Source organism: Nonomuraea mangrovi, from assembly GCF_042681425.1.
In the GTDB taxonomy this organism is placed as follows: domain Bacteria; phylum Actinomycetota; class Actinomycetes; order Streptosporangiales; family Streptosporangiaceae; genus Nonomuraea; species Nonomuraea mangrovi.
Genome location: NZ_JBHUFV010000050.1, coordinates 279,498 through 297,506, shown reverse-complemented (window position 1 = coordinate 297,506; position 18,009 = coordinate 279,498). Strand labels below are relative to the sequence as shown.

Genomic DNA, 18,009 nt, shown 5'->3' with positions numbered 1-18,009 from the left:
CGAGTCTATGCCGATCCGGAGCCCGTCCATGAAAAGGAGACGGCTCCCGCCGAGGGTGGCGGGAGCCGTACGGGAGGCGCGATCTCAGCCGACGTGGACGGGAGCGCCCTCGGTCGGCGCGCTGCCGCGCTTGACGAACAGCGCCAGGACCGCGGTGAGGATCGCGACGCCGGTGCTCACCAGGAACGCCAGGTGCATGCCGTCCATGAACGAGTTGTGCACCGCCGTCGTGACCAGTTGGGCGACCTCCGCGGGCAGGCCCTGGGTGGGGGCCGTGCCGAAGGCCGCCGCCTTCTCCAGCAGGTGCATCTGCTCCGGCTTGATCGCCTGCGCGGCGGGGCCGAGGTGGCCGGGCAGCTTGTCGGCGATCTCGCCGGCCATGACCGCGCCGAGGATGGCGGTGCCGAGCGCGCCGCCGACCTGCATGGCCGACTGCTGCACGCCGCCCGCCACACCCGCGTACTGCGGGTCGACGTTGCCCACGATGATCTCGGTGGCGCCGACGAAGACCGGCGAGAGGCCGAAGGCCAGCACCAGGAACGGGATGCCGCTCTCGACGAAGGTGGCCTCGACGCCCAGGCGGGACATGAGGAACATCGCCAGGGCGGTGATCAGCAGACCGGACGCCATCGTGATCTTCGGGCCGAGCTTGCCGATCGCCATGCCCGCCAGCGGCGAGGCGATGATCATCCCGGCGCTCATCGGCAGCATGCGCAGGCCCGCCTCCAGCGGGGTCAGGCCGTGCACGCCCTGGAAGAAGAAGCCCAGGAAGAACATCGCGCCGAACATCGCGAAGGCCACCATCATCATCAGGCCCGTGCCGATGGAGACCGAGGGGTTCTTGAAGATCGACAGCGGCACCAGCGGGGTGCGCGCCGCGGTCTGCCAGAAGATGAACACCGCCGTCAGCACCGCGAAACCGATCAGGAAGCCGATGGTCTTGGCGTCGCCCCATCCCCACTCGGGGGCCTTGATGATCGACCAGATCAGCGAGAACATCGCGCCGGACAGCAGCACCACGCCCAGCCAGTCGACCCTCGACAGCAGCCGGGACTTGCTCTCCTTGATGATCACGACACCCATGATCAGGGCGGCGACGCCGACAGGGCCGTTGATGAAGAAGACCGACTGCCAGCTCACGTTCTCCACCAGCAGGCCGCCCACGATCGGCCCCGCGGCGCTGGACAGGCCGATGATGGCACCCCACGCCCCCATCGCCTGGTTGAGCTTGGGGCCGGGGAAGGCGTTGCGGAGCAGGGCGAGGGCGGCGGGCTGCAGCAGCGCGCCGAAGAGGCCCTGGAGCACACGGAAGAAGATCAGCGCGGTGATGGAACCGGTGAAGCCGATCGCCAGCGACGTCACGGTGAAGCCCGCGACACCGATCAGGAAGATCCGCTTGTGGCCGAACAGGTCACCCAGCTTGCCCGCGGTGATCAGGAAGACCGCCAGGGCCAGAAGGTAACCGCTCGTCACCCACTGGAGGTCGGATAGAGATGCCTGCAGCTCCCTGCCGATGACCGGGTTGGCGATGCCCACCACGGTGCCGTCGAGCATGACCATGATCACACCAAGCGAGACCGCCAGGAGCGTCAACCATGGACTGCCCTTCGCATCCCCTTCATCGGCAGACGGCGATGGCGCCGCCACGGTCTTGGCTTGAGCCATGGGAGTCCCCCTAAGTACTGACGATTCGGTAGCCTGAGTAATTTATGGCACAGACTGACAGATGACAAATGGGTTTGTTTGCCATCTTCCGACATATGGCACACTGTGACAGGGAGGTGGCCATGGGGCTACGGGAGCGTAAAAAAGAGAAGACGCGTCTGGCGATTCTCGACGCGGCGCTCGACCTGTTCCTCGAACAAGGATACGAGACGACCACGGTCGAGCAGATCGCGGGGTCGGTAGAAGTCTCCGCCCGGACGTTCTTCCGCTACTTCACCAGCAAGGAACACGTCGTGCTGTGGTTCCACGACAACAGTGAGGAGCTTCTCACCGAGGCCCTCGAGGAGTGCCCTGACGACGAGCCGCCCTACACCGCACTCCTGCGTGCCCTGCGAACCATGATGCAAGTGTTCAGGGAGGCAACGCCCGAGGAGAACGAGAGATTCCTCAAGATGCAGCAGCTTCTCGAGAGCAATCCCGCCTTGGCGGGCAGGAGCGTGGCGCGCGGGGTCGAGACCGAGCGGCGCCTGGCCGTCGAGATCGCCCGGCGCCAGGGCCTCGACGCCGAGACCGACCAGCTCCCCCACCTCGTCGTCGCCTACGCGATGGCGACGATCCGCGTCGGCTTCGAGTGCCCGCGGCCGAAGGTGACCAACACGCAGGAGATGCTGGGGCGCGTGGAGGCCTGCCTCGCCCTCTCCGAGCGCAGCTTCCTGCCCGGGTGGGATCTGGCCGGCTAGTTCATCGTCGGATCGTCGGGGTGGGTGGCGACGAAGGCCAGCTCACCCCGCTGCCTGCGCAACACCGCACGCCACAGGCGACCGGGATCGGCGTCGAAGGTGTCGCCCACCTCCGAGTCGACGACGTACCACGCCCCTTCGGCGATCTCGCTCTCCAGCTGGCCCGACGTCCACCCCGCGTAACCGGCGAAGATCCGCATCTGGGCGATCTCCCCCGCCAGGATCTCCGGCGGCGCGTCCAGGTCGACGGTGCCGAGCCTGGCCACCGACGGCGTGCCCGCGTGCAGCCGCCGCCAGCCCAGCGGCTCCTCCCCGCTGGGCACCGCGGCCAGCGCCAGCGCGCTGTCGGTCTGCACGGGACCGCCCTCGAACAGGACGGCGGGCCCGCTCACGAGTGTGTCCCACACCGGAAGCACCTGGGTGACGGCGATCTCGCTCGGCCGGTTCAGCACGACGCCGAGGGTGCCACCGTCGACGTCGTGTTCGAGGATCAGCACCACGCTCCGCCGGAAGTTGGGATCGTCGAGCAGTGGCGTCGCCACCAACAACCCGCCGACGTAGATCGCCTCCGCCATGCATCCATCATGACCGGTGCACGGGCCATCCCGCGCCCCCGGGTTCGCGATGTTACAGAGCGAACACAAATGGGCACCGTAGGTAGCAAAGATCGTAATCTTTGCGCGCTCGGGAGGAGCCATGATCACCGGAAGCCGACTGGCCCTCCTCGCGCTGTCCGTTCCGATCGGGGCGAAACTCTTCTCACCGGGGACCGCCGTCTCCGCGCACGACAACGACCCTTTCACGATGTCGCTCAGCGACGCCAAGTGCGACACGAACATGGTCGCCGTGGTCCTGAGGAGCAACAGCGACTACGCGGCGGGGTTCACCGTACAGAAGGACGACCACCTGGTGGAGCGCGGCACGGTGCGGGCGCGCAGGAGCACGACGGTGTACGTGCCGCTCGCCCGCGGCAGGTCGGCCAACATCGAGGCCAACTACGTGGGCGGCGACTCCGACGACAAGCTGGTCGACTCCCAGCGGGTGTACAACAGCTGCCGTCGGTCCGGAGGCGGATGGGGTGACGACGACTGGGGGCACGGCCGCTGGGAGAACTGGCGGGACGGAGACGGGCGCCTGCCGTACACGGGGCCGCCCGCGGACCTGATGGGCAAGCTGGCGACCGGGGCCGGGCTGGTGCTCATGGGCGGGATCGTGTGGTGGTACGGGTCGATCTGGCCGCGCCAGACGCCCGACGGACCGCTCACCGGCACCCGCACACCGCGCCGCCGCTACCCGAAGCTCAAGCCGTAGCCCGCCCTGGTCCCGGCCGCACGGCTGGTCACACGGCGAGCCGCGGCGCGCCTGTCCGGCCGCGCGCACTCGCCGTACTACCCCCAGGCCCCCGTTGCAGCCAAATGGGTCTGCAGTTCCCTTAACGACCGCGAGCGTGCTACTGTCTGCTCCATCTTAAAGGAACTTGCGACCCATTAAGGGGATGCTGATGACCACGTTGGCCGTGCGCGCTCCCGCCACCACGATGGCGGGCCGGCAGAAACTGACCCTCGTCCTGCTGCTCGGCGCCCAGTTCATGCTCGCCGTCGACTTCTCGATCCTGAACGTCGCCCTGCCCGTCATCGGACAGGGCCTCGGCTTCCAGTTGTCGAACCTCCAGTGGATCGCCACCGCCTTCGCGTTGGCGGCCGCCGGGTTCACGCTGCTGTTCGGCCGCATCGCCGACCTGTTCGGCAGGCGGCGGCTCTTCCTCGGCGGCATGGCGCTGCTCGGCCTGTCGTCCCTGGTGGGCGGGCTGGCCACCTCGCCGAGCATGCTGCTGGTCGCCAGGGTCGCCCAGGGCCTGGCCACCGCGATCGTCACACCCGCGGGCCTGTCGTTGCTGACGACGTCCTTCCCCGAGGGTCCCCTGCGCGACAAGGCGCTCGGCCTGAACGGCGCGCTGATGTCGGCGGGCTTCACCTCGGGCGCGGTGCTCGGCGGCGTGCTGACCGAGTTGCTGAGCTGGCGCTGGGCGTTCTTCATCAACGTGCCGGTGGCGCTCGCCGTCCTGGTCGCGGCGCCTGCCGTACTGGCCGAGAGCAGGCACGAGCGGCGGCCCACGATGGACGTCCCCGGCGCGGTGACCGTGACCGCAGGGCTGCTCGCGCTCGTCTTCGGCCTCACCCAGGCCGGCGAGTACGGCTTCGCCTCGCCCGTCGCGCTCGGCGGGCTCGCCGCCGGCGCGGTTCTGCTGGTGGCGTTCTGGTTCGCCGAGCGCAGGGCCGCCTCGCCGCTGGTGCCCGTCACGATCCTCAGGCGGCCGAGCGTCAAGTGGGGCAACCTGGCCGGGCTCCTGGCCTTCGCCACCGAGACGTCGCTGGTCTTCCTCATGACGCTCTACCTGCAGAAGGTGCTCGGCTACTCCGCGCTGGCCACCGGGCTCGCGTTCGGGGTGCTCGGTCTCGGCACGGTGGTGGGCGGCGTCGGCGCTCCCCGCGTCATCGCCCGTCTCGGCAGCCGCGCCACGCTGATCACCGGTTTCGCCGTCCAGGCCGCGGCGACCGCCTCGCTGGCACTGCTCGGGACCTCGCAGGAGTGGATCTGGCTGCTGCTGGTGTCCACCTTCGTCGGCGGCGTCGGGAACATGCTCGCGATCGTCGGCTTCATGGTGACCGCCACCTCGGGCCTGCCCGACTCCGAGCAGGGCCTGGCCACCGGCCTGGCCACGATGACGCAGCAGGTGGGGATCACGATGGGCATCCCGGTCATGAGCGCCGTCGTCACGGCGGCGATGTCGGTGGACGCGGACGTCCTCGGCGGCGTCCGGGTCGCCGTCCTCGTCAACGCGGCCCTCGTCCTGCTGGGCATCGCGGTGAGCGCCACCCTGCGGAAGCCGGCCGCCTCGGAATGACCCGCGCTCCGGCCGCACGACCGTCGCCGCTCCCCCGGGCACGAAGACCCGGGGAGAGCGGCTTCTCGGCTGCTGCCCTGGACACGGCGGGGCAGCGGTGACGAGCCAGGAGGCTCCGGCCTCCGGGCCGGATCAGGCCTCGGTGAAGCCGCGAGCCCGGCCGCCGGCCGAGTCGCGGACGGCGGCGGCCACGGCGGTGGCCACGTCCGGGTGGAAGACGCTGGGGATGATGTAGTTGGGCCCGAGCTCCTCGGGCGTCACCACCGCGGCGAGCGCCCCCGCCGCCGCCAGCAGCATCTGCTGGGTGACCTCCGTGGCCTGGGCGTCGAGCAGGCCGCGGAAGACGCCGGGGAAGGCCAGCACGTTGTTGATCTGGTTGGGGTAGTCGGAGCGGCCCGTGGCCACGACGGCCGCGTGCTCGCGGGCGTCGTCGGGCGAGACCTCGGGCTCGGGATTGGCCAGGGCGAACACGACCGCGTCCGAGGCCATGGTGGCGATGTCGTCGCCGTTCAGGATGCCGGGGGCCGACACGCCGACGAAGACGTCCGCGCCCTTGACCGCGCCGCGCAGGTCGCCTGAGTAGCCCTCGGCGTTGGTGTGCTCGGCGATCCAGCGCAGGGAGTCGTCGAGGTCCTCGCGGTTGCGGTGGACGGCGCCCAGGTAGTCGCAGACGATCACGTTGCGCGCGCCCGCGGCCAGCAGCAGCCTCAGGACCGCGGTGCCGGCCGCGCCCGCGCCCGCCATCGTGATGCGGACGTCCTCGAGCGGCTTGTCGACGACACGCAGGGCGTTGGTCAGCGCGGCGAGCACGCAGATGGCGGTGCCGTGCTGGTCGTCGTGGAAGACCGGGATGTCGAGCAGGTCGCGCAGGCGGGCCTCGACCTCGAAGCAGCGCGGCGCGGAGATGTCCTCCAGGTTGATGCCGCCGAAGCCGGGCGCGATGGCGCGGACGATGGAGACGATCTCGTCGACGTCCTGCGTGTCGAGGCAGATCGGCCACGCGTCGATGCCCGCGAACCGTTTGAACAGCGCCGCCTTGCCCTCCATGACGGGCAGCGCGGCGGCGGGGCCGATGTTGCCGAGGCCGAGCACGGCCGAGCCGTCGGTGACGACCGCGACGCTGTTGCGCTTGATGGTGAGGCGGCGCGCGTCCTCGGGATTGCGGGCGATGGCCATGGAGACGCGGGCGACGCCCGGCGTGTACGCCATGGACAGCTCGTCACGGTTGCGCAGCGGCACCTTCGACTTCATCTCGATCTTGCCGCCGAGGTGCATGAGGAAGGTGCGGTCGGAGACCTTGTGGATGACGACACCCTCGACCGCCTCGAGCTGGTCGACGATCTGCTGGGCGTGGTCGGTGTCCCTGGCCGCGCAGGTGACGTCGATGCGGAGCTTCTCGTGACCCGCGTTGGTGACGTCGAGCGCGGTGACGACGCCACCGGCCGACTCTACGGCGTGGGTCAGCTGGCTGACCGCCTTGCCTCCCGCCGGCACCTCGAGCCGCACGGTGATGGAGTAGGACACGCTCGGGACGGTGGCCACGTCTATCGCTCCTTTGCGCCTGACCAAGGATGCATCCATGGTGCCACCTCCGACGAGTCCTCTCGACAGCAGCCTTTACGAGCTTGTTTACGGACATTTCCGGAAAGGGAGAACTCTTTCTTGATCGGGTGTTCACCGTCCCAGGCAACCGTCTGAGGCGCCCCCACGAACCCCTCAAGGAGCACCATGTCCCGCGTGACCGCCCTGCTCGCCGCGACGGCACTGGCCGTACTGACGTCGGCGGCCCCCGCCGTCGGCACCACCGGCAGGTCCGACGTCAGGATCAACCAGATCCAGACCATGGCCACCCACAACAGCTACCACCGCGAACTGACCGACGCCGAGAAGGACGTTCAGCGCAAGACGGACGCCAACTGGTGGAACCTGCAGTACTCCCATCCCGCCATCCCGCACCAGTTCGGCACGCAGCGGGTGCGCGGGATCGAGCTCGACGTCTTCCCCGACCCGCAGGGCGGCCTGTACACCAAGCCGCTGGTCCGCAGGGACGCGGGGCTGCCGCCGCTGCAGGACCCGAGCCTGGCCGCGCCCGGCTTCAAGGTCCTGCACTGGGCCGACCACGACTACGGCACCAACTGCTCGACACTGGCCGCCTGCCTGCGCCAGGTGCGCGACTGGTCGGACGCCAACCCCGGGCACGTCCCGCTGACCATCCTCACCGAGCTCAAGAGCACCGACCCCGCCAAGGAGGCCATGGGCGGCGCCAAGAGCCCCGCCTGGGACGCGGCCCTGCTCGGCGCGCTCGACGCGGAGATCCGCACCGTGTTCTCCGAGGACAGACTGATCACCGCCGACGACCTGCGCAAGCCGGGCCTGTCACTGGAGGAGAGCGTGCTGAAGCACGGCTGGCCGCGCCTCGAGTCCTCGCGCGGCAAGGTGATGTTCTTCATGGACAACTCGGCGCCCGCCGTCCAGACGCCCTACCTCACGGGCCACCCGAACCTGGAGGGCAGGGTCCTGTTCACCAACTCCAGGCCTGGCCGCCCCGACGCCGCCTTCATCGGCTGGAACGACCCGCTCGGCGCCAACACCGCCCAGATCCAGGACTTCGTACGGCGTGGCTACTACGTCCGCACCCGCTCGGACGTCCCGTTCACCGAGGCCAGGTCGGGCGACACCACGCGGCTGAAGGCGGCGCTCGACAGCGGCGCCCAGATGATCAGCACGGACTTCCCCGTGGTCGGCCTGTCGGCGCGCAACGGCACCGACTACGTGGCCGAGCTGCCGGGCGGCGCGACCGCGCGCTGCAACCCGGTCATCGCGCAGCGCGGCTGCCGCGACCACACGCTGGAGCCTCGCGTCAGGCAAGCGCCTCAGCAGCCGTGACGATGATCTCGACGCAGGCCCCCACGGGGATCATGGTGCTGTCGAGGACGAGCTGGTAGTGCTGCGGATCGGCCGGGTCGGCCCGGTAGAAATGCCGGACATATGCCGACCTGGCCCGATCGTTGTCCTCCACCAGCTTGCGCGCCGCCCGCTCGGACACGTCGGCGAGCGAGGCGGTCTGGAGCACCCGCCTGCGCAACGGCGCGTCGAGACGAACGTGCAGGGCGCCGGGATGCTCGGCCAGGACCAGCGCGCCGGCGCGACCGAGGAACACCCCGCCCGTGGACCGGGCGGATTCCTTGATCATGCGTTCGATGCGATTGACGAACTCCTCCGGCGCCAGCGGCATCGCCCCCGGCAGGTACATGTCGACTCCCCCGAAGGTGACCGTCGGCAGCCGCATCGCCCCTGAGAGCAGCCGTCCGAGGCCGTGTTCCGCCCTGTCGTCGTGGACCAGCACCTCCTCCAGCGAGCAGCCGAGCTCCTGGGCCACCGCGCTGGGAATCGCTCTGTCGACGAAGGGCACGCCAAGGCGTTCGGCGACGGCCGGGCCGATGATGCTCCCAGCCGTGCCGTACGTCGCCGAGATGGTGACGACCCGCATGCCTCCAGGCTAGAACAGCGCGCTCGAAAGCGCTCTACGTCCCTTGACCAAAGCGGGATCGTCGGCAGGAAGCGCGTCGAACAGACCGAGCAGGTGCTTGCGCACGGTGTCGCGCTCCTCGCCCGAGGTGCGCTTGACCAAACCGACGAGCCGGTCGAAGGCCTCCTCGACGTTGCCGGAGAGCATCTCCATGTCGGCGGCCAGCAGCTGCGCCTCGATGTCGGCGGGATCCTGCAGGCGGCGCTGCACGTCGGCGGGATCGACCTCGGCGGTGCGCTTGATCAGGCCCACCCCCGCCAGACCCATCTTGGCGTCCTCGTTGCCCGGCGAGCGGGCCAGCAGGCGCTCGTAGGCCGCGGCGGCCGCGTCGAGGTCGCCCTCGTCGATGGCCTGCTCGGCCGCGGCGAGGTCGGGGTCGACGGGAGGAGCCTCGGGCGCGGCGGCGCCCGGCTCGGTGGCCGGCGGCCTGGCGTCGGGGTTGGCCTCGTAGAACTGCTCGACCGCGCCCATCAGCTCGTCGAGCCAGCGGCGCACCTCCTCCTCGGGCAGCACCTGCTGGAAGCCGGTCACCGCCTGACCCTGGAAGATGGCCAGCACCGTCGGCACGGCCTGCACCCGCAGCGCCTGCGCGACCTGGGGACTGGCGTCGACGTTGACCTTGGCCAGCGTCGCCCTGCCGCCGAGGTCGGTGACGACCTTCTCCAGGATGGGGCTGAGCTGGGCACTGCCGGGGGCGCGCGGCGACCAGAGGTCGAGGATGACCGGGACGCTCATCGACCTGTCGATGACGTCGGTCGTGAATGTCTCGTCCGTGACGTCGACCACCGACGCGGCTGCCTGGGGACCCGCTGCCTCCCGCCTGGCCTGCGCCTCGAACGCCTGCTTCCTGGCGCCCAGATCCACCGCTCCGTAGAGCGAGCCGGGCCTAGAGATGTCAGCCATGCTCCTCATCTTGCCGCATCGCCGCCGCACCAAGCGCAGGAGCCCGGCCGGAGAGAGCGACGAAGGAGCCAACGGAGGCCGAGGCGGGCGCGACCATCAGGCACTGAAGTCACCCGACGCCACTCTGAGGGTGCGGAGCAGGCCGAACATGTCGTCGAGTTCGCTCTCGCCGTACATGGTCATGCCGAAGTCAGCGTTCATCAGATCGGCGGTCGCGGACTCCACGATCTCCCGCCCCCTGCCGGTGATCTGGGCGAGGACCCCTCGGCCGTCGCGAGGATTGCGCAGACGCACGACCAGACCGGCCTTCTCCAGGCGATCGACGGTGTTGGTGACACTGGTGGGATGCACCATGAGCCGCTCACCGATCTTGGACAGCGGGAGGGCGCCTGTTCTGCTGAAGGTCAACAACACGAGCGCTTCGTATCTGGCGAAGGTCAAGTCATACGGCTTGAGGAGCGAGTCCAGTTGCGACAGCAGGATCTGGTGCGCTCTCATGATCGAAGTGACCGCGGCCATGGCGGAGGACGGCCCGAAGTGAACACGCCAGGTCTCAGCAGCGCGCTCGATGGGATCGAACGGCAGGTTGAGCGACACACCGTTACGTTAGCGTGCCCTCGTCCTGGTTCGTATGATTACTCAGCGCAACCATATTCACCGCTTGACCAAGAACCCGGGCGCTAATCATCACGCTCAGTTATGGTTCTCGCACGAAACGGTGACGCGGAGCCCAGGGGACGGCCATGAGCCGGTGTTCCGCGGTCGCTGATGGGGCACGGGGGGTGCTTGATGTATTTCAGCGGGGGGTTTCGCCGTGCGTGAGCACGCCGGCGTCACGCGCGAGGAGCTGAAGCAGAGCGCGGCCGTCACGACGGCCGTCCTGCTGGCGTTGGGTCTGGTCGCCGCCTGGAGCGTCCTGATCCCCGGCGTCGACGCATGGGAGAACATCGTGGTCGCGGTGATCGGGTCGCTGAAGCTGACCGGTCCCGTCGCCGCCGCGTTCGCGGCGTGGGTCGCCGCCCGCAAGCGCCGTGCGCTGCGCGGCAGGGCGGTCTCGACGTGGATCGCGCTGAAGGCGCCGTTGGCCATCGTGGTCGTGGTCGTGGGCTCGTTCACGGCCACTGTGCTGGTCCTGGCGGTCAAGACCGTGCTGACCGAGCAGGCGGGCCGGCTCAACCTCGCCGGCCTCGGCATGGGCATGGCGGGGCTGGCCCTCTACGCCGTCATCGGGTGGGTGGCCGGCTGGCTCGTACCGCGCGCGGCGACGCCGCTGGTGGCGGGCCTGGGCTGCTACGGGCTGTTCACCTGGCTGGCCGACGGCAGGACGTGGGTCGACAAGCTCGCCCCCGGCACCGGCGAGCCCTACGACCTGTTCCAGGGACTGGCCGGAGCCGCCTTCCTCGACCAGACGCTGTGGCTGCTGGGCATCGCGCTGGCCCTGCTGCTCGGCTGGGCGGCGGCGGTGACGAGGCAGGCCCTGGTGCTGGCCTTCGCGCTGCTGGCCGTTCTGGCGGCGGGCACGGGTGTGGCGCGGCTGGTGACCGAGCCCAAGGCCGCCAGCGCGCAGCCTCTGGTCTACAGCTGCCAGGAGTGGCCGATCACGGTCTGCCTGCACCCGGGCATGCGCGCGGGGCTGACGGAGGTTGGCGACGAGTTCACCAAGATCGCCTCCAAGCTGTCGGGGACGCCCGCCGCGTTCACCAGGGTCGAGCAGCGCCCGCTGGGCGAGAGCCTGCGCGCCTCGACCGGCATCGTGCCGATCCACGTGCCCGACCTGTCGGCGGGCTTCGCCGACCAGGTCGCCTACGACTTCGTCGAGAGCCTGGCCGCCACCTGCTCCGACACGTCCGCGGGCGGCTACAGGGAGATCGTGATGGCGTGGCTGCGCGGCGAGCCGCTGCCGGGCGGGCCGCTGACCGAGCACCAGTACGCCGCCGCCTGGTTCTCCGGGCTGACCGAGCACCAGCGCCGCGAGTGGCTGCGCATGTTCTACACCGACTTCCAGTCGTGCCACCTGTCGGCCAGGCACTTCGGCGGCGGTCCCGCCGTCGCCTCGCCGGTGCCGAGCGCCACCCAGAGCTATCCCGTCTATCCGACCTCCAGCGGAGCGAGCTGGGGTCCGGAGATGTCACCTCAGAGCTGGCGTTGATCATGTAGACACTGTTTCTATGAGGGCAGGGGTGTCTGCATGAGTGTTCAGACGGTGGCCAAGCGCAGGCGTTGGCGATATGTGGCGGGACTGCTGGTGCTCGCGGTCCTGCTGATGGTGGGCGCGCGACTGGCCTGGACGTGGCTCAATCCCTTCGACGAGCGGACCGTGGACCGCAGCCAGCCGGTGTTGCTGCAGTCCATCCACGACCTGGCCAGGTTCGAGGCGGCCACCGGCTCCTTCCAGGTCGTCGTCGACCTGGAGAAGGACGCGCCGTTCCTGCCCGACGCGGTCAAGGGATCGCGCACCCTGTTCGTCGGCGCGGGCAACGTCGACGCCTACGTCGACTTCGGGTCGCTGGCGAAGGACGCGGTGACCGTCAACGCCGACCGCACCGAGGTCACCGTGCGCCTGCCCGCCGCCCAGCTCGAGAAGGCCAACCTCGACAACAAGCGCTCCTACGTCTTCGCCCAGCAGCGCGGGCTTTTCGACAGGGTGCAGGGCTTCCTGTCGTCCTCGCCCGAGAACCAGCAGGAGCTGTACGTGCTGGCCGAGAAGAAGATCTCCGAGGCGGCGGTCTCCAGCGACCTGCGGGCCCGCGCCGACGCCAACACCAAGGCGATGCTGGAGGGGCTGCTGAAGTCGCTCGGCTTCACCAAGGTCACGGTCAGCGCGGCGCCCGCCACCTGACCGCTCCCTACGCGATCCCGTCCGCGAGCCTGTCGGCCTCCTCGATGTGATCGGCGAGGCCGAGCAGCTCCCAGCGCTGCAGCGAGAGCGGCACGTTGCCCTCCAGCCACAACCGGTCGTGGAATGCTCCGAGGTCGAACGCCTCGCCCTGCCCTCGCACGGCCGTGGCCAGCAGGTCGAGGACCTGCAGCTTGCCGATCTGGTAGCTCAGTCCCTGCCCGGGATTGCCGGAGAAGAAGACCGCCTCCTCCCAGGCCGTGGCCCTGTCCATCGGCACCGCCTCGGCCAGCACGTCCGCCGCCCGGTCCAGAGTCAGGTCGCCGAGCGCGAGCGCCAGGTCCACCTCCACGCGCAACGCCCGCAACCGCATCGCGTTGGCCACGAACACGGCGCTGTGCGGAGCGTCGTCGAACAGCCCCGACTGCAGCATCAGCTCCTCGTGGTAGAAGGCGATGCCCTCGTTGGCCGCCGAGTCGTAGTAGCGGCGCCGTACCGGATCGGGGTGCCGCCACGACAGCGCGAGCTGCTGCGCGTGGACGCCCTCGTGCGCGATCTGGGTGCGCGGGTCGCGCGCCGCCGCGAGCTCGAAGTACGGCAGGTCCTGCCTGGGCTGCTCGACGTACCTGAAGGCGTCGGCGTCAGGGCGCGACTCGACGCCGATCTCGTGCGGGACGCCCAGCCACGCCAGCGGCGCCAGGTAGGCGGGCATCTCGGCGAACCGGTAGCGGCGCAGCGTGTCAGGCTGGCTGAGCAGCCCCCTGTCCACGTAGAAGGCCCGGACGGCACGCTCGTCGGCCGCCTCCCCTTCGACCAGTGCCGCGGCGTCGGCCGGCAGCGGAGGATCACCGGCGTCACGGTGGCGGTGCCGCAGCGTCGCCTCCATCGCCACCGCCCTGTCCCACTCCTGCCTGCCCATGGCGCGCAGCCGCTCGGCCCCGTACGGCAGCAGCGCCACCCTGTGCAGGAAGAAGGCCAGCCCCTCGGCCCCCACCGCCGTCTCCGACGCGAACGACCCGACCCGCTCCCCCAGCCACCGGTTGAAGCCGTCGAGCGCCTCCACGGCCGCCTCCGTCGCCTCCAGCAGCCCCTTCCCTGTGCCCCCGGAGCCCTTCCCGGACTCGAGGAGGGGCGCCAGCGCGGACATGGCGGCGCGCAGGCGCTCGCCGGCGTCGTCGAGCAGCGCCATCGCCGAGCGGGCGAACGGCGCGGCCGCGTGCCCCTCCAGGTTCTCGCGCGCCTGCCCGAGCACCGAGGGGATCGCGCCGAGCACCCTGACGATCGAGGCCGACCTCTCGGCGGTGAACGGCGGTGGGGGCAGCAGCAGGTTGTAGACCGACACCAGCGCCTGGTCGACGTAGAAGCAGGGGTTGCGCCGCCACGCGGCGAGCACGTCCAGCTCCCACCTGACCCTGGCCAGCGCCGACCCCATCAGCCTGGCGTCCACCCTGACCTCGACCGGCTCGCCGGCCAGGTCGAGCGCGCGCAGCTCGGCGTCGAAGCCGCGCCACGCCTCACGCCTGGCCGCCACCGCGGCGGGCGACCAGTCGGGCGTCCAGCCCGGCGGGCGTTCGACCCTGGTGATGTCGTCAGAGGTGTCGGGAGCGGTGGCCACGCGCCACTCCCAGAACCGTTCCGCAAGATCCCTGAGCAGCTTGCCCGCGTCCGCCATCCCGCACCGACCTCCTGTTTCACGTATGCCTAGGCGTCCACCGCCCCGCCTTAGGCATCCCTGAGCCGGGGCCAGACCGGGAGATAAGGCATCCGTCCGATGTGGCGGGGTGGGACTTAGCACGAATCTAGAGACTGTCAGCAAGAAACACGACATCACGGGAGCACCGGATGAACCCCGAGGTCAACTTCCAGATCATGCGCAGCAGGATCAACGATCTGCACGCCGCCGCCGCGCACGAGCGGCAGGTAAGGGAGGCCCGCAAGGCGCCGCGAGCCGAGCGCCGCCAGCGTTCGTTCTTCGCCCGCCTCCGCGCCGCATGATCCCCGTCCGACAGCCCGGCCGCCAACACCTCAGCGGCCGGGCTTTCCCTTTTCCTTGACCGGGTTCCTGCCCCGCGAGCCCGTCCTCAGGGAAGGCGATGTCCTAGGGAACGCGGATGATCAGAGCGTCGCCCTGTCCGCCGCCCCCGCACAGCCCCGCCGCGCCGAGTCCGCCGCCGCGCCGCTTCAGCTCGTACGCCAGCGTCAGCACGATCCGCGCTCCCGAGGCGCCGATCGGGTGACCCAGCGCGATACCGCCGCCGTTGACGTTCACCTTGTCGTACGGCAGGCCGAGCTCCTTGGCCGACTGGATGACCACGCTGGCGAACGCCTCGTTGATCTCCACCAGATCGAGGTCCTCCACCGACAGCCCCTGCTTGCCCAGCGCGTGCTTGATGGCGTTGGCCGGCTGCGACTGCAGTGAGGCGTCGGGCCCCGCCACGTTCCCGTGCCGCCCGATCTCGGCGAGCCAGGTGAGCCCGAGTTCCTCCGCCTTCGCCTTGGACATGACCACCACGGCGCACGCGCCGTCGGAGATCTGCGAGGCGGACCCGGCGGTGATCGTCCCGTCGGCGGCGAAGGCGGGCCTCAGCTTGGCCAGCGTCTCCACCGTCGTGTCGCCGCGTACGCCCTCGTCATCCTTGACGATCACCGGCTCGCCGCGCCGCTGCGGGATCTCGACGGGGACGATCTCCTCGTCGAACACGCCGTTCTTGATGGCGGCGGCGGCCAGCTGGTGGGAGCGGGCGGAGAACTCGTCCTGCTCGGCCCTGCCGATGCCGAGCCTGGCGTTGTAGCGCTCGGTCGACTCGCCCATCGCGCACTGGTCGAAGGCGCAGAACAGGCCGTCGTGCGCCATCGAGTCGACGATCTGCGAACCGCCGTACTTGACGCCCTTGCGCAGGTCGGGCAGCAGGTGCGGGGCGTTGGTCATGGACTCCATGCCACCCGCGACCACGATGTCGAACTCGCCGGCGCGGATCAGCTGGTCGGCCATCGCGATGGCGTCCAGGCCGGACAGGCAGACCTTGTTGATGGTCACCGAGGGCACGGTCATCGGGATGCCCGCCTTGACCGCGGCCTGGCGGGAGGGGATCTGCCCCGCTCCGGCCTGCAGGACCTGGCCCATGATGACGTATTCGACCTGCTCGGGCGAGACGCCAGCGCGCTCGAGCGCGGCCTTGATCGCCAGACCGCCCAGGTCGACGGCCTGCTGGCCGGACAGGGAGCCGAGCAGGCGTCCGATGGGGGTACGAGCTCCGGCGACGATGACGGAACCAGACATGACAGGGCCTCCTGTGCACACGCGGGGACGTTTGACACGATACCCATCGGCATGGGAAACGCCCCAGGGGGCCGGTTCCCATAGATTCATCCCATACGACGGATCCGACGGCCACCATGGAGGCGGGACACACGTGTTTATGCGCATCGATCACATCGGGATCGCCTGCCACGACCTGGAGGAGAAGATCGCGCTGTTCGAGCGGACCTTCGAGCTGACCGTCGTGGCGCGCGAGACCAACGAGGAGCAGGGCGTCAAGGAGGCCATGCTGCACATCGCCGACGGCGAGGGCGGCGGCTCCTACATCCAGCTCCTCGAGCCGCTGTCGGCCGACTCACCGGTCGGCAAGTTCCTCGCCAAACGCGGCGAAGGGGTGCATCACGTGGCGTTCGGGGTGCCGGACGTGGCGGATGCCATGGAACAGATCGGCGCGAAGGGCGTCAGGTTGCTGGACGAGCGGCCGAGGCATGGCTCCATGGGTTCGTCGATCGCGTTTCTCCACCCGAAGGATGTGGGAGGAATGCTCACGGAGCTGGTGCAAGCCGCCCCTCAACCCTGAACGCAAAAAAGGTTCGTATGTAACTAGTAACGCAGATAGTTGGACGGGGCCTCCAAGGCGGCATCAGCGGAGTACGCTGGCCTTCGACCGGACGTGGAGCGTGCTGCCAGGAGCGGGCTCCAGGCTCGGATGTTCCCGAACCCTCCCCCGTCCGGCCCGTGTAGCCGTCTCGACAACCCAGGATCGAGCCTCCATGCAGTCCGACATCGACGCCCAGCTCAACAACTTCTTCGAGGACGCCCCAGCACGCGAGTTCGACGTGGTGCTCCGTGGTTACGACCGGCACCAGGTCCACGACCACCTCAAGCAGCTCGACAACGAACTGCGCCAGACTCGCGAGCAGCTGACCAGCCTCCAGCGCGACCTCTCCGACTCCCAGCGCCAGCTCCAGGAGCAGGAGCGCCCCACCTACTCAGGGCTAGGCGCCCGCATCGAGCAGTTGCTGCGACTCGCCGAGGAGCAGGCCACCGAGCTCGTCCAGGCCGCCAGGTCCGAGGCCAACGAGATCAAGGCGCACGCCAAGGTGGAGGCGGCCGACCTGCGCGCCGCCGCCGAGAGCGAGGCGGCAGAGAAGCGCGCCCAGGCGACCCGCGAGTCGGACGACCTGCGTGGCACCGCCGAGCGCGAGGCGGAGGAGATCCGCTCGACCGCCCGGCGCGAGTCCGAGGAGCTGACCAACACCACCGAGCGCGAGGCCGCCAAGCTGCGCGCCACGGCTGACCACGAGGTGGCGGAGAAGCGGGCCGACGCCGAGCGCGAGATCGCCAAGCTGCGCACCACCACCGAGCGCGAGGTCGCCCAGCTGCGCGCCTCGACCAAGCGGGAGCGCGACGAGGTCCTCACCACCGCCAAGCGCCAGGCCGACGAGATGCGCGCCCAGGCCCAGCGGGTGCTGGAGGAGTCCGAGGCGAAGCGGGCCCAGGACGAGGCCGAGTTCGAGATCCAGCTCGCCTCCCGCCGTGAGGAGGCCGAGCGCCAGGAGGCCGAGCGCCACGCCACCGCGCAGGCCGCCACGCAGAAGCTGGTCGCCGAGGCCGAGCAGCGCGCCGCGACCGCGGAGTCCCGCGCCACCAAGGCCACCCAGCAGGCCGAGCAGACCCGCCGCGAGGCCGACACGCACGCCAAGCAACTGGTCGCCAACGCCCGCAAGAACGCCGACCAGGTGGCGGCCGAGGCCAAGGCCAGCGCCGAGCACATCGTCAGCGAGGCAAAGGCCGAGGCCGAGCGCACCCGCACCAACATGCAGCGCCAGGTCGACGAGCTGACCAGGCAGCGCGACAGCATCACCAGCCACCTCGCGCAGCTGCGCCAGCTGCTCGGCGGCGCGCCCCTTCCTGGCATGGAGCCCGAGCCCGCCGTCACCGCCGCTCCGCCGAAGCCGGCCCTGGCCCCTTCGTCGTCCAACGGCAACGACAAGCCGGCGCCCACGCCGGCGCCCGCCACGGCGTCGGCCAAGCAGCAGGCGAGTGACGACGACTCGGAGTGGTGGCAGGAGTAATCCGATCCGGGGGCTGATCGACGGCTGAAGAGAGCCTGGTGACCTTGAGGTCGCTAGGCTCTCTTCTTGTCTTGTACGGCTTGCCCAGATTCGC

The 18,009-nt window shown here is 69.9% G+C and carries 17 protein-coding genes; 9 read left to right on the top strand and 8 right to left on the bottom strand.

Annotated features, from left to right (window positions below; translation table 11 throughout):
• Nucleotides 1–84: 84 nt before the first annotated feature.
• Nucleotides 85–1,665, bottom strand: a complete 1,581-nt coding sequence (locus ACFSKW_RS34025; RefSeq protein WP_379576831.1) for an MFS transporter — start codon at nucleotides 1,663–1,665, stop codon at nucleotides 85–87.
• A 122-nt stretch (nucleotides 1,666–1,787) separates the two neighbouring features.
• On the opposite strand from ACFSKW_RS34025, the gene ACFSKW_RS34020 reads away from it, so the two are divergent.
• Entirely contained in the window at nucleotides 1,788–2,405 is a 618-nt protein-coding gene (locus ACFSKW_RS34020) for a TetR family transcriptional regulator (RefSeq protein WP_379576829.1), read from the top strand.
• Here the strand turns inward: ACFSKW_RS34020 and ACFSKW_RS34015 are convergent.
• Nucleotides 2,402–2,980, bottom strand: a complete 579-nt coding sequence (locus tag ACFSKW_RS34015; RefSeq protein WP_379576827.1) for a YqgE/AlgH family protein — start codon at nucleotides 2,978–2,980, stop codon at nucleotides 2,402–2,404. The two genes, ACFSKW_RS34020 and ACFSKW_RS34015, sit on opposite strands and share 4 nt — an antisense overlap.
• A gap of 121 nt (nucleotides 2,981–3,101) precedes the next feature.
• On the opposite strand from ACFSKW_RS34015, the gene ACFSKW_RS34010 reads away from it, so the two are divergent.
• Both ACFSKW_RS34010 and ACFSKW_RS34005 read left to right on the top strand, forming a co-directional pair.
• Entirely contained in the window at nucleotides 3,102–3,716 is a 615-nt protein-coding gene (locus ACFSKW_RS34010; RefSeq protein ID WP_379576825.1) for a hypothetical protein, read from the top strand.
• 190 nt (nucleotides 3,717–3,906) lie between these two features.
• Nucleotides 3,907–5,310 carry an MFS transporter gene (locus ACFSKW_RS34005; protein WP_379576823.1) on the top strand — a complete coding sequence of 468 codons (1,404 nt, stop codon included), beginning with the start codon at nucleotides 3,907–3,909 and terminating at the stop codon, nucleotides 5,308–5,310.
• Nucleotides 5,311–5,442: 132 nt separating this feature from the next.
• Here ACFSKW_RS34005 and ACFSKW_RS34000 read toward each other — a convergent pair whose 3' ends face one another.
• Entirely contained in the window at nucleotides 5,443–6,852 is a 1,410-nt protein-coding gene (locus ACFSKW_RS34000; RefSeq protein WP_379576919.1) for an NAD-dependent malic enzyme, read from the bottom strand.
• A gap of 186 nt (nucleotides 6,853–7,038) precedes the next feature.
• Here ACFSKW_RS34000 and ACFSKW_RS33995 point away from each other — a divergent pair, with 186 nt between their 5' ends.
• Entirely contained in the window at nucleotides 7,039–8,196 is a 1,158-nt protein-coding gene (locus ACFSKW_RS33995; RefSeq protein WP_379576821.1) for a phosphatidylinositol-specific phospholipase C1-like protein, read from the top strand.
• Here the strand turns inward: ACFSKW_RS33995 and ACFSKW_RS33990 are convergent.
• From ACFSKW_RS33990 to ACFSKW_RS33980, 3 genes are all read right to left on the bottom strand, one after another.
• On the bottom strand, nucleotides 8,171–8,800 hold the full coding sequence (locus ACFSKW_RS33990; RefSeq protein WP_379576819.1) for a cytidylate kinase-like family protein: 630 nt from the start codon (nucleotides 8,798–8,800) through the stop codon (nucleotides 8,171–8,173). The genes ACFSKW_RS33995 and ACFSKW_RS33990 overlap by 26 nt on opposite strands.
• Before the next feature lie 9 nt (nucleotides 8,801–8,809).
• Nucleotides 8,810–9,742, bottom strand: a complete 933-nt coding sequence (locus ACFSKW_RS33985) for a tetratricopeptide repeat protein (protein ID WP_379576817.1) — start codon at nucleotides 9,740–9,742, stop codon at nucleotides 8,810–8,812.
• A 96-nt stretch (nucleotides 9,743–9,838) separates the two neighbouring features.
• Entirely contained in the window at nucleotides 9,839–10,339 is a 501-nt protein-coding gene (locus ACFSKW_RS33980) for a MarR family transcriptional regulator (protein ID WP_379576815.1), read from the bottom strand.
• Nucleotides 10,340–10,556: 217 nt separating this feature from the next.
• Here ACFSKW_RS33980 and ACFSKW_RS33975 point away from each other — a divergent pair, with 217 nt between their 5' ends.
• Complete coding sequence (locus ACFSKW_RS33975; protein WP_379576813.1) at nucleotides 10,557–11,891, top strand: hypothetical protein; 1,335 nt, start codon at nucleotides 10,557–10,559, stop codon at nucleotides 11,889–11,891.
• Between the two features lie 39 nt (nucleotides 11,892–11,930).
• On the top strand, nucleotides 11,931–12,581 hold the full coding sequence (locus tag ACFSKW_RS33970) for a DUF4230 domain-containing protein (protein ID WP_379576811.1): 651 nt from the start codon (nucleotides 11,931–11,933) through the stop codon (nucleotides 12,579–12,581).
• Between the two features lie 7 nt (nucleotides 12,582–12,588).
• On the opposite strand, the gene ACFSKW_RS33965 is transcribed toward ACFSKW_RS33970, so the two are convergent.
• Nucleotides 12,589–14,250: a DUF885 family protein gene (locus ACFSKW_RS33965; RefSeq protein WP_379576809.1), complete on the bottom strand. Its 1,662-nt coding sequence runs from the start codon at nucleotides 14,248–14,250 to the stop codon at nucleotides 12,589–12,591.
• A gap of 170 nt (nucleotides 14,251–14,420) precedes the next feature.
• On the opposite strand from ACFSKW_RS33965, the gene ACFSKW_RS33960 reads away from it, so the two are divergent.
• Nucleotides 14,421–14,573: a hypothetical protein gene (locus ACFSKW_RS33960; RefSeq protein ID WP_379576807.1), complete on the top strand. Its 153-nt coding sequence runs from the start codon at nucleotides 14,421–14,423 to the stop codon at nucleotides 14,571–14,573.
• Nucleotides 14,574–14,676: 103 nt separating this feature from the next.
• Here the strand turns inward: ACFSKW_RS33960 and ACFSKW_RS33955 are convergent, their stop codons facing one another.
• Complete coding sequence (locus ACFSKW_RS33955) at nucleotides 14,677–15,858, bottom strand: acetyl-CoA C-acetyltransferase (RefSeq protein WP_379576805.1); 1,182 nt, start codon at nucleotides 15,856–15,858, stop codon at nucleotides 14,677–14,679.
• Nucleotides 15,859–15,991: 133 nt separating this feature from the next.
• On the opposite strand from ACFSKW_RS33955, the gene mce reads away from it, so the two are divergent.
• Together mce and ACFSKW_RS33945 are read left to right on the top strand one after the other, a co-directional pair.
• Nucleotides 15,992–16,417: a methylmalonyl-CoA epimerase gene (mce, locus tag ACFSKW_RS33950; RefSeq protein WP_379576803.1), complete on the top strand. Its 426-nt coding sequence runs from the start codon at nucleotides 15,992–15,994 to the stop codon at nucleotides 16,415–16,417.
• Nucleotides 16,418–16,610: 193 nt separating this feature from the next.
• Nucleotides 16,611–17,915 (top strand): DivIVA domain-containing protein, encoded by a 1,305-nt coding sequence (locus ACFSKW_RS33945; RefSeq protein ID WP_379576801.1) that lies wholly within the window; start codon nucleotides 16,611–16,613, stop codon nucleotides 17,913–17,915.
• The last annotated feature ends 94 nt before the right edge of the window (nucleotides 17,916–18,009 follow it).

Excerpts from the sequence above, each read along its gene's own strand:
- ACFSKW_RS34025 (WP_379576831.1), bottom strand. The coding sequence starts at position 1,665 with ATGGCTCAAGCCAAGACCGTGGCGGCGCCATCGCCGTCTGCCGATGAA.
- ACFSKW_RS34020 (WP_379576829.1), top strand. The coding sequence starts at position 1,788 with ATGGGGCTACGGGAGCGTAAAAAAGAGAAGACGCGTCTGGCGATTCTC.
- ACFSKW_RS33945 (WP_379576801.1), top strand. The coding sequence starts at position 16,611 with ATGCAGTCCGACATCGACGCCCAGCTCAACAACTTCTTCGAGGACGCC.
- ACFSKW_RS33985 (WP_379576817.1), bottom strand. The coding sequence starts at position 9,742 with ATGGCTGACATCTCTAGGCCCGGCTCGCTCTACGGAGCGGTGGATCTG.
- ACFSKW_RS33995 (WP_379576821.1), top strand. The coding sequence starts at position 7,039 with ATGTCCCGCGTGACCGCCCTGCTCGCCGCGACGGCACTGGCCGTACTG.
- ACFSKW_RS33970 (WP_379576811.1), top strand. The coding sequence starts at position 11,931 with ATGAGTGTTCAGACGGTGGCCAAGCGCAGGCGTTGGCGATATGTGGCG.
- ACFSKW_RS34015 (WP_379576827.1), bottom strand. The coding sequence starts at position 2,980 with ATGGCGGAGGCGATCTACGTCGGCGGGTTGTTGGTGGCGACGCCACTG.
- ACFSKW_RS33960 (WP_379576807.1), top strand. The coding sequence starts at position 14,421 with ATGAACCCCGAGGTCAACTTCCAGATCATGCGCAGCAGGATCAACGAT.
- ACFSKW_RS34010 (WP_379576825.1), top strand. The coding sequence starts at position 3,102 with ATGATCACCGGAAGCCGACTGGCCCTCCTCGCGCTGTCCGTTCCGATC.
- ACFSKW_RS33955 (WP_379576805.1), bottom strand. The coding sequence starts at position 15,858 with ATGTCTGGTTCCGTCATCGTCGCCGGAGCTCGTACCCCCATCGGACGC.
- ACFSKW_RS33965 (WP_379576809.1), bottom strand. The coding sequence starts at position 14,250 with ATGGCGGACGCGGGCAAGCTGCTCAGGGATCTTGCGGAACGGTTCTGG.
- ACFSKW_RS33990 (WP_379576819.1), bottom strand. The coding sequence starts at position 8,800 with ATGCGGGTCGTCACCATCTCGGCGACGTACGGCACGGCTGGGAGCATC.
- ACFSKW_RS34005 (WP_379576823.1), top strand. The coding sequence starts at position 3,907 with ATGACCACGTTGGCCGTGCGCGCTCCCGCCACCACGATGGCGGGCCGG.